Raw genomic sequence first — 14,034 nt, forward strand, 5'->3', positions numbered from 1 at the left:
TAGTATGGATATAAAAAAAATGCTTCCCATTATGGAAAGCATTTTTCTATTTTTCTAAACTAATAATTAGTTTACAGCACTTGATAAATCAGATCCAGCTTTAAACTTAACAACGTTTTTAGCTTTAATTTTTATTGTAGCACCAGTTTGTGGGTTTCTTCCTTCTCTTGCAGATCTTTTAGAAACTGACCAAGAACCAAAACCAACTAAAGAAACTCTATTTCCTTTTTGTAAAGCACCTTCTATTTCTATAAGTGCACATTCTAAAGCTTTCTTAGCAGCTGCTTTAGTGATTCCTGCGTGTTCTGCCATTGCATCGATTAAATCTGTTTTGTTCATAATTTAAATTTTAATTATTAATAAATTGGTTAAACTTTATTGTTAAATCCTATACAAATTTATACGGATTATGCTTTCATGCAAGTAATAGCAAGGGAAATACAGGGTTTTGTTGATAACTTATAGCATTTGTTAATAAAGGATGTGTTATTTGTCGATTTTTTGTAAAATCAGTGATACAAAGGGATTAGCGCATTTTAGCATCGGTTTCAAATTTATACCCATTTAGGAGTGCTTTTACATCCATAAGTTTTTTTCCTGGAAGCTTAAGTTTTGTAATATTAATAAACCCTTTTTTAACAGCTACTTTTAAAGTTTTCTTGGTAGAGATTATGGCTCCTACTTGGTAATCATGCTGCTCAATTTCTTTTTCAGCCTCATATATCTTAATATTTAGTAGTTCAGTCCCATTTATTAATTCGCACCACGCTGCAGGATAAGGGCTTAATCCTCTAATTTTATCATAGATTTTAGTAATAGTATCACTCCAGTCTATCTTACAATTGTCTTTATTAAGCTTATAAGCGGTTTTAATGTCGCTATTATCAATTTGCGGTGTAGTTGTAGCACTATCATCTTTTATAGCTTCTACGGTTTTTAAAACTAGTAAACTACCCAAATGCATTAATTTATCATGAAGACTTCCTGCGTTTTCATCTGGTGCAATAGATATTTCATTTTGAAATATCATGGCACCAGTATCAATCTTTTCATCAATAAAGAATGTAGAAACACCAGTTTTTGTTTCACCATTAATAATTGCCCAATTAATAGGAGCTGCACCACGGTAATTTGGCAGTAATGATGCATGCAAATTAAATGTACCATATTTTGGCATTTCCCATACCACCTTTGGTAACATTCTAAAAGCAACAACTATTTGTAAATTTGCGTCTAGAGCTCTTAATTCACTAACAAAATCTTTGTGTTTTAGATTAGTGGGTTGCAATATGGTTACTCCTTTATCCTTAGCATATTGTTTTACAGCACTTTCATTAAGTTTTCTTCCGCGTCCTGCAGGTTTATCTGGTGCTGTAATAACACCTACTATATTATATCCTTTTTCTACAAGTGTTTTTAGAATGGTAACCGCAAAATGTGGGGTTCCCATAAACACAATTCTCAAATCTTTCATTAGGTTTTATATTATAAATGACTTAATTTATATGTATTAGTTGTTGTAATTGTAATAATTTTGTGTTCTAAAAGTAGTTTTAAAACATGTTTAGTTTCGCTATCCTCACAAGCAACCAGTTTGGTAATTTCTCGTGATGATTTATCTCCATTTTCTAAAAGTTTAATAATAGCATCTTTTAAATTTTCAGATTTTTTATTAGGCGTTGTTTTGTTTTCAATACAAACTGTGCAAATGCCACAGGGTTTAGTGTTTTTTTCTCCAAAGTAATTAAGCAATTGCATGCTTTTACATACATAGGTATCATTAATGTAGTTAATTACCGCATTTACTTGAGTTTCTTTAAGTTTATTTTGTTGTTTGATAATATGTGCAATTCTATTTATGGTTTTATCATCTTCTCTGGGTTCTATAAACGTGATTTGAGCATCGGTTTTTGAGTGATTTAGCCTAATAAGATTATCTTTTTCTAATTGTTTTAATGTTTGTATAAGTTGATGCTCTGAGATAGATGCTTTTTCTGCAATTTTTGACGTACTGATATCTACATCGTGATCAAAAATGCCGCCATAAGAGCGAAGTATAGATTTAATAGTTATACTATATTCAGGATGTTTTTCTATATATTTAAATATGGTAACGTTAGTACTTGTAAATTTAATTGCAACTTTATTTTTAAATTTTTTAGACATTGCTATAATGCTATTTCTATCTAAAGCCAGTAACGAATTATAACAAAGGATGGTATTAAAATTATAAGTTTTACAAAAATGACCAAAATCAAAATCAAAAGTTAAATGTATACCTTCACCATAAGATATCTGGAAGTAGTTACAAAGTTTTCTGTAAACATGTTTTATAGTATCTACAGATGCTAACACGTTTAAAAACTGATTTTTCACAAGATTCTCATCGTTATTGTTTTTCAAAATAATAGCAAAAGCGCGTTCTCCATTTCTCCCAACTCTTCCAGCTTCTTGAAAGTAACTTTCTATACTTTCAGGTAAATTTAAATGAATAACCGTTTTTACATCAGGTTTGTCTATACCCATACCAAATGCATTGGTAGCTACCATAACTTGTTTTTGGTTAGTCATCCAACTGTTCATATTGGTATCTTTCTCGGTATTATTAAGGCCTCCATGGTAATACGTAGCTTTTATATTTTTTGTGTTTAAAAATGTACTAACCTCAATTGTAGCTTTTCTACTTCTTACGTAAACAATAGAAGGGTTTTTATATTTTTTTAAAATGCGCTCAAGACGATAATATTTATCTTCTTCATGTAAAACCATATAGCCTAAATTAGGTCTATAAAACGATTGTTTATACACTTTAGGTTTTATAAAATCTAGCTGCTTAATAATATCATCAACAATTTTAGGTTTTGCGGTAGCAGTTAAAGCTATAATATTGGCAGAAGGTTTTAATTCTCTAATTTTTATGATATTACCGTACGAAGGCCTAAAGTCATTTCCCCATTGCGATATACAATGTGCTTCATCAACCGCTATAAGGTTTACTTGCATTTGTCGTATGCGGTCTTGCACTATTTCCTGTTGTAAACGTTCGGGCGATAGGTACAAAAATTTATAGTTGCCATAAATACAATTGTCTAAAAGTGTGTCTAATTCTTTTTTTGATATACCGCTAGTTATTGCTAAGGCTTTGATGCCTTTAGAGTTTAAATTTTCTACTTGATCTTTCATTAAAGCTATTAATGGCGAAACCACAATACATATACCATTTTTAATCAGTGCCGGTATTTGAAAACAAATAGATTTACCACCACCTGTTGGTAATAAAGCAAACACATCATCACCTTCTAAGACAGCATTAATAATAGCTTCTTGGTTTTCTCTAAATGCAGTAAATTTCCAATAGCGTTCTAGTATGTTTATAGGGTGTAAACTCACTATATACTTAAGGTTTTTAAAATAAAATCTGTACGTGCTTCAACAGTTCCAAAAGGGACATTAATAGGTGTGTAATCTAAATTTTTATAGGTTTGTAACAGGTAATCATGAATTTTTTCGGCTTGCGAAAAACTTTCATAACGTTCATTATCAATTTTATATATAGCTTCCCAAGGTTTTAGTATAAAAACACTGTTGTAGGTAAGCGTTTTAGAGGTTGTAATAAAATTATCTGGATAAGTATCTCCAATGTAGTCCATGTAGGCTAAAACATCAGGAATACCTCGGTCAAAAAAAACTGTCTCAGTATTCAGTATTTCAGAGGTGTTATATTGATTAACTCTACCTTTTAATAGTAATTCGCTAAATAACAAAGGATTAGTTAAAAAAAGTTGATCTATACCTTCCTTTTGTGCATCTAAAATAACTTGTCTGGAAATTTCTTCTAAACAGTTATAATTTCTTTTTATGAGTTCATTAATAATTGTAGATTTTCCTGTTCCAGGTCCACCTGTAATAACAATCTTTTTTGGATTCAATATGAATTATATTTTAAATGTAAAATTCGGAATTTAACTGCTATAAAAAAAATGGAAATGAAACCTTATATTTGCAGCTCAAAAAAATGACGATGAGCGAGACTCCTAATCAAGACGAATTTTACAAAAAACTTAAAACACAATTACTTGATACTACATTGTGGCCTAGTGAGTATTTATATAAATTTATAGTGAAAACTAATCCAACAGAAATTAAGAAGATTGAAGGGTTATTTAATAATATTGGTGCAGTAATTAGCACTAAGGTGTCTAAAAATGGAAAATATACAAGTATTTCTATAAATGTTAGAATGAAAAACCCAGACAATGTTATTGCTAAATACAAAGAAGTTGCCGAAAAGGTTGAAGGTGTTATAAGTTTGTAATTTTTTTAAGCAACCTTACATGAGTTTTTGCATCTAACTAAAAACATCAATCATGAAAAAAATTATTTTAGGCTTTGTTTTAATTCTTTTTAGTTTTAGTTGTGAATCTACAGACGGAGTTTCTGATGGTGAATACTCCATAGATTTAGACACCCGTGAAATAGGAGATGTAAGCGTTCCAGATCCAGGTAATGGCAATGGAAATAATACACCTGCTGGGAAAATAACTGCTGGTGAGTGGAATGATCTTTCTAATTGGGAATTTTGGAATACGTTAATTAACTCTCAAGATTACAATAAATATAAAAATAGTTGGAGTTTTAATACAGCTCAAAGAATTGCAGTAAAGGTTTTGAAAACTAATCAAAACCCTTTTAATAATGCTAGAGTTTCTCTTTATAAAAATGATGAATTGCTCACTGAAACAAAAACAGATAATTTAGGGGAAGCAAATTTTTTTATCAATATGTTTGATTCTTCAGGAGAATCAACTAAACTTATAGAATACTCTATCAACATTAACGGTATAGCACAAGAAACTGTTTTAAGTTTTGGTGAAAGTGTACATACCTTTATACTAAATAAAAAAGATGACGCTATAGAAAATAAAATAGAACTTGCTTTTATGGTAGATGCTACGGGATCAATGTCTGACGAGCTTGAATTTTTAAAAAATGATTTAACCGATGTCATCAATAAGGTTAAAAATAGTAATGAAGGTAGTACCATTAATACAGCAGCTGTATTTTACAGAGATCATGGAGATGCTTATGTTACAAAGCGCTCTGATTTTTCAGCATCAATTAAAACAACTTCACAGTTTATTAAACAACAGTTTGCGAATGGAGGTGGAGATTATCCCGAAGCTGTTGATGAAGCTTTGCTTGAAACAGTTAATGATTTACAGTGGAGTAATACCTCTAAAACTAGAATTGCATTTTTATTACTAGATGCGCCGCCACACGATAATATACAGGTTAGTGCAAACCTAGAAAATGCAATTAAAGCATCAATAAAAAAAGGGATAAAACTTATTCCTATTGTGGCAAGTGGTATAGATAAAAACACTGAATTTTTAATGCGATATTTTGCTATTGCTACTAATGGTACCTATGTTTTTATAACTGATGATAGTGGTATAGGAAATGATCATTTAGAACCAACTATAGGAGCATATAAAGTTGAGTTTTTAAATGATTTATTAGTGCGTCTTATTAATAAATATGCTAAATAAGTATTAACATTTTTTTTGTGTAGTCTGTTTTTTCGTATTTTGCGGCTTACTTCATAGAATTTTAATACTACACTTTTATTTTGATAGATAATTTAGAATACAATACTGAGCGAGAACATTTAATTATTCCTGAATATGGGCGTCATCTTCAAAAAATGATAAACCATGCAAAAAGCAGAGAAACTAAAGAAGAGCGCGAAAAATTAGCAAAAGCCATTATATCTGTAATGGGTAATTTGCAACCACATTTACGAGACGTTGCAGATTTTCAACATAAGCTATGGGATCAATTATTTATTATGTCTAATTTTGAATTAGATGTAGATTCTCCATACACAAAACCATCAAAAGAGGTGCTTTCTGAGCGTCCACAGCCCTTAAAATATCCGCAAAACCATCCTAAATATCGTTTTTATGGCAACAATATAAAAACGATGATTGATGTTGCAAATACATGGGAAGAAGGCGAATTAAAAGAAGCCTTGCTGTATACCATTGCAAACCACATGAAAAAGTGTTTTTTAAATTGGAACAAAGATACGGTGGAAGATATTGTAATTTTTAATCATTTATACGAGCTTTCTAATGGTAAGATAGATTTGAGAAATTCAGAAGAGGATTTATCAGATTCTAATAGCTTAATGCGTTCTAAAAGTAAGTATAGTAACAATAATAATAAAAAGAAAAAGAATTCTAATAATCGTCAAAGAAAACGCTACTAAAACTACCTATGGGAACATTTAAAATTGAAGGAGGTCATAAGCTAAAAGGCAGCATACAACCTCAAGGAGCAAAAAATGAAGCACTTCAAATTCTTTGCGCAGTTTTACTTACGCCAGAGCAAGTTACCATAACTAACATTCCTGATATTATTGATGTAAATAAGCTTATTAGTTTGTTAAAAAAATTGGGCGTTAAAGTTGAAAAACTATCAAAAGGCACATATACTTTTAAAGCTGATGCTGTAGATTTAGATTATTTAGAATCTGATCAATTTAAAATTGATGGTAGAGGTTTACGAGGTTCTATAATGATTGTTGGCCCTTTATTAGCAAGATTTGGCAGAGGTTATATTCCAAAACCAGGTGGTGATAAAATAGGGCGTAGACGTTTAGATACTCATTTTGAAGGCTTAATAAAACTAGGCGCTAAGTTTGGTTACAGTAAAGAAGATCAGTTTTACGGGGTAGAAGCAAAAAAACTAAATGGCACTTACATGTTACTTGAAGAAGCCTCAGTTACTGGTACTGCAAATATAGTTATGGCTGCAGTTTTAGCCCAAGGGCAAACCACAATTTACAATGCTGCCTGTGAGCCTTACTTACAACAGCTATGTAAGATGCTTAATAGAATGGGGGCAAAAATTAGCGGTGTTGGCTCAAACATGTTAATTATTGATGGTGTTGAAAGTTTAGGCGGTACCGATCATAAAATGCTTCCTGATATGATTGAAATAGGCAGTTGGATAGGTTTAGCAGCAATGACGAAAAGTGAGCTTACTATTAAAAACGTAAGTTGGAATGATTTAGGAGTTATACCAAATGTATTTAGAAAATTAGGAATAACTGTTGAAAAACAAGGAGATGATATACATATTCCTGCACATACAGATGGCTACGAAATTCAAAGTTTTATAGATGGATCTATCTTAACGATTTCTGATGCTCCATGGCCAGGGTTTACACCAGATTTACTAAGTATAATTTTAGTAGTAGCTACACAGGCTAGAGGTAGTGTATTAATACATCAAAAAATGTTTGAAAGTCGTTTGTTTTTCGTGGACAAATTGATAGATATGGGCGCAAAAATTATCTTGTGCGATCCTCATAGGGCAACCGTTATTGGTCATGATTTTAAATCAACCTTAAAAGCTACTACAATGACGTCTCCCGATATTAGAGCAGGAGTATCACTGTTAATTGCTGCATTGTCAGCAAAAGGTACATCTACCATCCAAAATATTGAACAGATTGATCGTGGTTATGAAGATATTGATGATCGTTTAAGAGCTATTGGTGCAAAAATAGAACGTGTTAACTAAAATTTTAAACCCATGAAAAAAATAGTAACGGTACAATTGCTATTATGTATAATGTTATTTTCTTCTTGTATTGATAAAAAAGAAACACAAAAAGAAAATGTATCTAATAGTCGTATAAAATCACCTTCTCTGGAACTAATTTGGGAAACAGACACTTTACTTACTACTAGCGAAGCTGTTTTATATGATGCATCATCACAAATTATTTATGTAGCAAACGTTAATAATGCCCCGTGGGATAAAGATGATAATGGTTTTATTTCTACAATAAATACCAAAGGAGAAATAATAAATTTAAAATGGATAGAAGGTCTAAGTGGGCCAAAAGGCATGGGTATCTTAAACGGGAAACTTTACGTAAATGATATAGATCGTGTTGTTGAAATAGAGATAGCTACAAAAAAAGTTACTAATACTTATACTGTTGAAGATGTGCCACACTTAAACGATATTACCACCTCAGATAATGCGGTATATGTGTCTGGTTCAAACTCTGATGCTATATATAAAATTGAAAATAGTGAATTGAATGAAATTGCTACAGATAGTTTAGGACGATTAAATGGATTATCCTACCAAAAAGAAGGGATTTACTATGCTACTTCTAGCACACATAATTTTGGTATTTATAGTGAAACCAACAATACATTTAAAACACTAGTTAATGGTGTAGGCCATGGTGATGGTGTTATTAAATTAGAAAATGATGATTTTATAGTATCTAGTTGGCAAGGAGAAATTTTTTATATTCATAGTAAAGATTGGAGTAAAACACAGCTTTTAGATACTAGAGCACAAAAGATAAATGCAGCAGATATTGCATATATACCAGCTACCAAAACACTGTTAGTGCCCACATTTTTTCATAATACAGTAATGGCATATAAAGTTATTACTCATTAAATTGTGATTAAGAAAAAGATATTCTATGTTTAAATGTATATCTTTGTAGTAAAGGTTTAGCATTATGCTAACATAATTAGGAATCATGTGTAAATCATGAGCTGTCGCGCAACTGTAAGTAGTTATTAATCTATAACTATAAGTCAGACACTAGCCTTTTTAAATTGACAATTTGCTTTCGCGATAAAAAGCCAAGTCTAGACTGTATACTTTCCTTTAAGGTAACTTAGTGCAGATAAATGCTTGCCTATTTTTTATTTCGAATAATAAAAAGAAATAAGATGAAAACAATAAAATTACAAAGAGGTCCTCTTTTATGTTGGGATATCTACTCTGGATATCTAGCACAACAAGCTAAAAATTTTAATAGGCAATTAGAATTAGATTTTTTAAAGTCTCTAAAACGGCAATATAATTTATTATTAGACTTCGATTTACTTTTAGAAAACAGAGACTTTGATGCTTTAGTATTAACTAATGCTAATCAAGAAATTTGTTGGGTTAATAAAGGATTTACTAAAATGACGGGTTACTCCACTAAATATGCTGTTGGAAAAAAGCCTAATTTTTTGCAAGGAGAAGCTACATCGAAAACTAAGGTGGATAACATACGAATGCACATAAAACGAGGTATTGCCGTTAAAGAAAATGTTATTAATTATCGCAAAAATGGCGAGGCTTATCATTGTGAAATTCACATTCTTCCTTTAAAAGATCAACATCAAAACATAACACATCTTTTAGCCTTAGAAAATGTGGTAAATAACTAAATACCTCTTTGTTGCAAAATAAAATTTCATCTATTATTTTAAGGTATAGTATTTAAATAACTATTGTTAGCTTAAATTATTTTTCTACATTTTAGTCATCAATATAGTTACATCTTTATTCAATAGTATCAAGGTTATATTTTAAATCCATGTAATTTAGTTGCTCTTGAATTTAAGTATGAAGAAATTGATTTTGTCTATTAGTATCGTCCTTATTTTGTGTATTAATTTAGTGTATTGGTCTACGCATACTACATCAAAAACCTTTGATACTTGCAGTTTACTTGATGGCAGAAGCATGGATACAATAGATTTTAGAAATCACGATTCTGTTTTACTTATTCCCAATGATTTATATAAAAGTGATATTGTTAAAAACCTTATTCAAGGAGAACAATATAGAGCGGCATGGGCTACACCTGTTAAGTTTCCAATTCTCTTTTTAGATACATTAAAAGGAGGTGTTAATGTAATTGAAGAAGGCGGGGGAAAGCAAACACACTCCCTTGATGTAAAGGATGAAAATGGTATTTTATACTCACTTAGAAGTATAAATAAAAACCCAAAGCCCTTAATTCCTGATGTATTAAAAATTTTAGGTTTAGAGAATATAGTAGTTGATGGTATATCATCACAACACCCATATGGCGCACTTTTAGCGGCTAAACTAGCTGATGCTGTAAATATATACCATACCAACCCCAAGGCTTATTTTTTACCAAAACAATCAACTTTAGGCAACTACAATCAAAAATATGGTAACCGACTATTTCTTTTGGAGTATGAAACTGAAGGTGAAATAAATTGGACATTATATAAAAATGTGTTAGAACTTCTAGATACTGATGATTTACAAGAATTTAAAGTAAAACATAAAGATAAAATCTCTATTGATAAAGCAGAATATATAAAGGTGCGTTTATTTGATATGGTAATAGGTGATTGGGACAGGCATGCCAAACAATGGGGTTGGGCTATTGAAGCGATAGATAATATGTATTTAGCACACCCGATAGCAGGAGATAGAGACAATGCTTTTTTTGATATTGAAGGTATAATACCAATGATAGCATCATACAAACACATAACTCCTAAACTTAGGCCATTTGCTTCTGATATTGATTTTTTTACAGGTTTAGTGTATGATATAGACCGCTATTTTTTAATAGGTACAGATATCCATTTATTTATTGAACAAGCAATTGAAATTCAAAGACACCTTACAAATATTAAAATTGATGAAGCATTTATGGTATGGCCAAGGCCAATATCTAAATTACATAGAAAAGAAATCTCAGATAAAATTAAAAGCAGGCGTGATAATTTGATAGAATACGCCAAAACTTTTAAAAAGACAATAGATAAACTTGGTGTTTTAGATGTGTCTATAAAAGGCTTTGAAGATTTAAATTTACCAGAGGAATTGATAAAATGTTTTGATTGCTAGAATTTACGTAGAAGTACGTATTTTTTTTAATACGGAAAAACCATAATTTCGTTTACAACGTATAATGAGTAATTATTACTGATGCATGCAACAAAAAAGTAGTAACCAACCACTATTAAACTAACTTAACTCTACAACAAAATGACACTATTTAGTAAAATTTTTGAAACTAAAAATAGTAACATACAGATAACATTAATTTATCAATATTTCTCTTCAAATAGTGGAATTTTGTGTAAAATTACGTACTAATAGGTACGCTTTTTATTGTTTTATATGTTAGTTTTACGTTTTAGTTTACATCGTCTTATTCTTCCTTTTATCAGATAATTAATAATGTATAATGCTTTTGTGTAATTTAATTTTAATATATTGATTATGAGTGTTTTAGATAATATTTTCGTTAAAAAAGTAGTTAAGTCAAAGCAAATTTTCCCTAACCGTGATTTAAAATTACATTGTAAACCTATTGCAGAAAACGGGAGATTTTTAGCGCTAGAATTTGTAAAACTCATTAAGAATGCTGAGGGCATAGACTTAAATTTTAAGATTGAATCTTTAAAGTTTGTAGATGAATTTCTTGAAAGGTATAGTGGAAAAGAAGATGTGAATAATTTTGCCGAAATAATCTTTACAGCTGGTTGTTACTGTGGACAAGTTATGGTAGAAAATGCTAACGGTATTTGGACTAATGTTAGTGAAAAAGATATGCCAGTAAAATATAAAATGATGCCATTAGTCATTAAATTACCCAATGGGATTATTTGTGACCCAATACGAAAAGCGTTTAAAAGATTCGCAAATGGACAGTTTGATAGTATTTCTTATTTTTATAAAGTGTTTACGCATCAAAAAGTTTACTGATAGATTTTGTTTAAGTAGTTTAAACACAAATGCGTAAAATTATTACGAATTAACACAGACTAAATGCTTAAGAAGTATATAGTTTTAAGAAACTACCATAGCAGGTGAGTGCGTTAAGGATAGTATTGGAAAGCCCACAGCGACGTAGGAGCGAGGACTTGGAAAGGATAGCCTGACCCGATAAGGGAACGCCAAAAAAAATTAAATAAACTTTGCAAAAACACTTTGTTTAATATCCTGCCACTCATCTTTTAAAATGCCATAACAACAAGTATTTCTTTTAAAACCATCTAACAGTAAAACATTTTTTCTTAGCAAACCTTCTAAGGTGCCGCCAATTTTTTCAACGGCTTTTCTTGAGGCAATGTTGCGTTCGTCTATTCTAAATTCCACCTTTTCAAAATTCATTTTTTCAAAAGCGTATTGTAGCATTAAAAACTTCATGTTTGTATTTAATCCTGCGCCTTGAAAACTTCTACCTATCCACGTAGATCCAATTTCCAGTACACTATTATGATGGTTCATATTCATATATCTAGACGTGCCAGCATAAGTATTTACTGTTTTATCAAATACAATAAATGGTAATGCGGTATTATTACGCTGCTTTACTAAAGCTGTTTGTACGTAAGCTTTTAAGTCTTTTGAGGTATTTACTTTAGTGGGAGAATATTGCACTAGCTTAGGTTCTTTACCTATTTTTATTAAATGCTGGTAGTTGTTTAGTGTAAGAGGTAATAATTTTACTCTTGTATTTTCTAGTATAGTTGGCATTTTTGTATTTTTACTCAATAAATAAGGTTAATTTTTAGATGATAATTAGTGTTTAAAAATTCTTTAAGGTTACATTTATTATTTGTTTGCACATTGCAAAAATATAAAAGATATCTATGCAAATTTCGAAGGAGGATGTATTAAAGCGCGCAAATGCTATCACCAAAAATACACTAATGGAAACATTGGAGATTGAGATGATAGATTTTGGTGATGATTTTGTGATTGGGCGAATGCCGGTTAACAAAAGGGTTTACCAACCAGATGGTGTGCTTCATGGTGGTGCTACTGTGGCTTTAGCAGAGACTACAGGTAGTTTTGCAGCTGAATTGTTTTTAAATCGTAACGCGTTTTTTGTTAGAGGTATAGAGATAAGCGCAAACCATATAAAGAGTGTAAAGGATGGTTATGTTTATGCTACTGCAAAATTTATCCATAAGGGAAGAACCACTCAATTGTTTGAAATAAGGGTTACTGATGATGATGATAACTTGATTTCGATATGTAAATTAACAACTGTTTCATTACCCAAAAAAAAATAAAGACTTGCAAGATTTTTTTGATTGCTTAGCTAAGCAATATTCCGATAACTTACCTTTTGTTGTTTATAGAAAGCCTAATACCTCTGAGATAAAAGCAGTACTACAAAATGATGATACAATTCATGTAACAAATGATTTTGAAACTACAGGATTTGTATTTTCACCATTTGATAATGCATTTGAAACTGTGATATTACCTTTGGCACATTCTAAAATGCTATCTACGATATATACTTTTAATCATGTAGATGAATTATTGAAAGATGATATAGATGCTTTAAAATCCAATAAACAAGCACATGTAGATCTTGTTAAAAAAGCTATAGAACATATAAAAACAAGCGATTTACAAAAAGTTGTAGTATCTCGTAAAGAGATTTTAGATTTAGAGGATATTAATATATTTTCAATATTTAAAAAACTTTTAGCATCTTATAAGTCAGCATTTACATACTGTTGGTATCATCCTAAAGTAGGGTTATGGTTGGGGGCAACTCCAGAAACGTTATTGAAAATTGAAGGGAGACATTTCTCTATGATGGCTTTGGCTGGTACGCAGGATTATAAAGGTACTTTAAATGTAGAGTGGCAGTACAAAGAATTGCAAGAACAACAGTTTGTAACCGATTTTATTTTAGATAATATAGCAACTAGCGTAAGTAATATAACGATTTCTGATGTAGAAACTGTAAAAGCGGGGAATTTGTTACACCTACGAACTTTAATTAAAGGACACTTAAATTTACAAAATTTAAATCTAAAAAAACTGCTTAATAATTTACACCCAACACCCGCAGTTTGCGGTTTACCTAAAGAAAAAGCAAAAGTATTTATATTAAAAAATGAAAACTACTTGCGTGAGTTTTATACTGGTTTTTTAGGTGAATTAAATTTTGATGTTAATATAAAACCTAGAACCGGAAAAAGAAATATTGAAAATAGAGCTTATACGATACAAAAAAGAAGTACACAACTTTATGTAAATCTACGCTGTATGCAGATTAAAGATAATACAGCACTTGTTTATGTTGGTGGGGGTATAACTGAAACTTCAAACCCAGAAAGCGAGTGGTTGGAAACTATATCTAAATCTAAGGTCGTTAAAAAGGTGTTATAGGCAAATACTTTTGTTTAGCATTTCCGT

Annotated in this window: 15 protein-coding genes and 1 riboswitch; of the genes, 10 read left to right on the forward strand and 5 right to left on the reverse strand. The window is 30.6% G+C overall.

The window, feature by feature from the left end; translation table 11 throughout:
- Nucleotides 1–66 precede the first annotated feature (66 nt).
- The 4 genes from ACKGJY_RS00435 to ACKGJY_RS00450 form a co-directional block, all read right to left on the reverse strand.
- Entirely contained in the window at nucleotides 67–339 is a 273-nt protein-coding gene (locus ACKGJY_RS00435) for an HU family DNA-binding protein (protein ID WP_130935332.1), read from the reverse strand.
- A 187-nt stretch (nucleotides 340–526) separates the two neighbouring features.
- Nucleotides 527–1,474, reverse strand: coding sequence for a methionyl-tRNA formyltransferase (fmt, locus tag ACKGJY_RS00440; RefSeq protein ID WP_413971872.1), 948 nt, complete (start codon nucleotides 1,472–1,474; stop codon nucleotides 527–529).
- 11 nt (nucleotides 1,475–1,485) lie between these two features.
- Nucleotides 1,486–3,390, reverse strand: coding sequence for a RecQ family ATP-dependent DNA helicase (locus ACKGJY_RS00445; protein ID WP_413971873.1), 1,905 nt, complete (start codon nucleotides 3,388–3,390; stop codon nucleotides 1,486–1,488).
- Nucleotides 3,390–3,929, reverse strand: a complete 540-nt coding sequence (locus ACKGJY_RS00450; RefSeq protein ID WP_413971874.1) for an AAA family ATPase — start codon at nucleotides 3,927–3,929, stop codon at nucleotides 3,390–3,392. The genes ACKGJY_RS00445 and ACKGJY_RS00450 overlap by 1 nt, the downstream gene beginning before the upstream one ends.
- 92 nt (nucleotides 3,930–4,021) lie before the next feature.
- Here ACKGJY_RS00450 and ACKGJY_RS00455 point away from each other — a divergent pair, with 92 nt between their 5' ends.
- The 8 genes from ACKGJY_RS00455 (at nucleotide 4,022) to ACKGJY_RS00490 (ending at nucleotide 11,574) form a co-directional block, all read left to right on the forward strand.
- Nucleotides 4,022–4,315, forward strand: coding sequence for a DUF493 family protein (locus tag ACKGJY_RS00455; protein ID WP_413971875.1), 294 nt, complete (start codon nucleotides 4,022–4,024; stop codon nucleotides 4,313–4,315).
- A 52-nt stretch (nucleotides 4,316–4,367) separates the two neighbouring features.
- Nucleotides 4,368–5,549, forward strand: a complete 1,182-nt coding sequence (locus ACKGJY_RS00460) for a hypothetical protein (RefSeq protein WP_413971876.1) — start codon at nucleotides 4,368–4,370, stop codon at nucleotides 5,547–5,549.
- 80 nt (nucleotides 5,550–5,629) lie between these two features.
- Nucleotides 5,630–6,271: a DUF4290 domain-containing protein gene (locus tag ACKGJY_RS00465; RefSeq protein ID WP_413971877.1), complete on the forward strand. Its 642-nt coding sequence runs from the start codon at nucleotides 5,630–5,632 to the stop codon at nucleotides 6,269–6,271.
- 8 nt (nucleotides 6,272–6,279) lie between these two features.
- Entirely contained in the window at nucleotides 6,280–7,590 is a 1,311-nt protein-coding gene (gene murA / locus ACKGJY_RS00470) for a UDP-N-acetylglucosamine 1-carboxyvinyltransferase (RefSeq protein WP_413971878.1), read from the forward strand.
- A 12-nt stretch (nucleotides 7,591–7,602) separates the two neighbouring features.
- Nucleotides 7,603–8,493, forward strand: coding sequence for a YncE family protein (locus tag ACKGJY_RS00475; RefSeq protein WP_413971879.1), 891 nt, complete (start codon nucleotides 7,603–7,605; stop codon nucleotides 8,491–8,493).
- Between the two features lie 35 nt (nucleotides 8,494–8,528).
- Nucleotides 8,529–8,667: riboswitch (cobalamin riboswitch) on the forward strand.
- 107 nt (nucleotides 8,668–8,774) lie between these two features.
- Nucleotides 8,775–9,263: a PAS domain-containing protein gene (locus tag ACKGJY_RS00480; RefSeq protein ID WP_413971880.1), complete on the forward strand. Its 489-nt coding sequence runs from the start codon at nucleotides 8,775–8,777 to the stop codon at nucleotides 9,261–9,263.
- Nucleotides 9,264–9,441: 178 nt separating this feature from the next.
- Entirely contained in the window at nucleotides 9,442–10,710 is a 1,269-nt protein-coding gene (locus tag ACKGJY_RS00485; protein WP_413971881.1) for a hypothetical protein, read from the forward strand.
- Nucleotides 10,711–11,088: 378 nt separating this feature from the next.
- A complete protein-coding gene (locus tag ACKGJY_RS00490) occupies nucleotides 11,089–11,574 on the forward strand; it encodes a hypothetical protein (protein WP_413971882.1) in 486 nt (161 codons plus the stop codon).
- A 201-nt stretch (nucleotides 11,575–11,775) separates the two neighbouring features.
- Here ACKGJY_RS00490 and ACKGJY_RS00495 read toward each other — a convergent pair whose 3' ends face one another.
- The gene (locus ACKGJY_RS00495) at nucleotides 11,776–12,348 is read right to left on the reverse strand and encodes a GNAT family N-acetyltransferase (RefSeq protein WP_413971883.1); all 573 of its coding nucleotides are present in this window, start codon (nucleotides 12,346–12,348) and stop codon (nucleotides 11,776–11,778) included.
- Between the two features lie 116 nt (nucleotides 12,349–12,464).
- On the opposite strand from ACKGJY_RS00495, the gene ACKGJY_RS00500 reads away from it, so the two are divergent.
- Together ACKGJY_RS00500 and ACKGJY_RS00505 are read left to right on the forward strand one after the other, a co-directional pair.
- A complete protein-coding gene (locus ACKGJY_RS00500) occupies nucleotides 12,465–12,890 on the forward strand; it encodes a PaaI family thioesterase (protein WP_413971884.1) in 426 nt (141 codons plus the stop codon).
- Nucleotides 12,891–12,894: 4 nt separating this feature from the next.
- Entirely contained in the window at nucleotides 12,895–14,007 is a 1,113-nt protein-coding gene (locus tag ACKGJY_RS00505; RefSeq protein ID WP_413971885.1) for a chorismate-binding protein, read from the forward strand.
- Nucleotides 14,008–14,034: the final 27 nt, after the last annotated feature.

It is taken from the genome of Hyunsoonleella sp. 2307UL5-6 (genome assembly GCF_047345485.1).
GTDB lineage: Bacteria > Bacteroidota > Bacteroidia > Flavobacteriales > Flavobacteriaceae > Jejuia.

Coding starts and splice junctions, on each gene's coding strand:
- ACKGJY_RS00435 (WP_130935332.1), bottom strand. CDS start 339: ATGAACAAAACAGATTTAATCGATGCAATGGCAGAACACGCAGGAATC.
- fmt (WP_413971872.1), bottom strand. CDS start 1,474: ATGAAAGATTTGAGAATTGTGTTTATGGGAACCCCACATTTTGCGGTT.
- ACKGJY_RS00455 (WP_413971875.1), top strand. CDS start 4,022: ATGAGCGAGACTCCTAATCAAGACGAATTTTACAAAAAACTTAAAACA.
- ACKGJY_RS00460 (WP_413971876.1), top strand. CDS start 4,368: ATGAAAAAAATTATTTTAGGCTTTGTTTTAATTCTTTTTAGTTTTAGT.
- murA (WP_413971878.1), top strand. CDS start 6,280: ATGGGAACATTTAAAATTGAAGGAGGTCATAAGCTAAAAGGCAGCATA.
- ACKGJY_RS00475 (WP_413971879.1), top strand. CDS start 7,603: ATGAAAAAAATAGTAACGGTACAATTGCTATTATGTATAATGTTATTT.
- ACKGJY_RS00480 (WP_413971880.1), top strand. CDS start 8,775: ATGAAAACAATAAAATTACAAAGAGGTCCTCTTTTATGTTGGGATATC.
- ACKGJY_RS00485 (WP_413971881.1), top strand. CDS start 9,442: ATGAAGAAATTGATTTTGTCTATTAGTATCGTCCTTATTTTGTGTATT.
- ACKGJY_RS00490 (WP_413971882.1), top strand. CDS start 11,089: ATGAGTGTTTTAGATAATATTTTCGTTAAAAAAGTAGTTAAGTCAAAG.
- ACKGJY_RS00495 (WP_413971883.1), bottom strand. CDS start 12,348: ATGCCAACTATACTAGAAAATACAAGAGTAAAATTATTACCTCTTACA.
- ACKGJY_RS00500 (WP_413971884.1), top strand. CDS start 12,465: ATGCAAATTTCGAAGGAGGATGTATTAAAGCGCGCAAATGCTATCACC.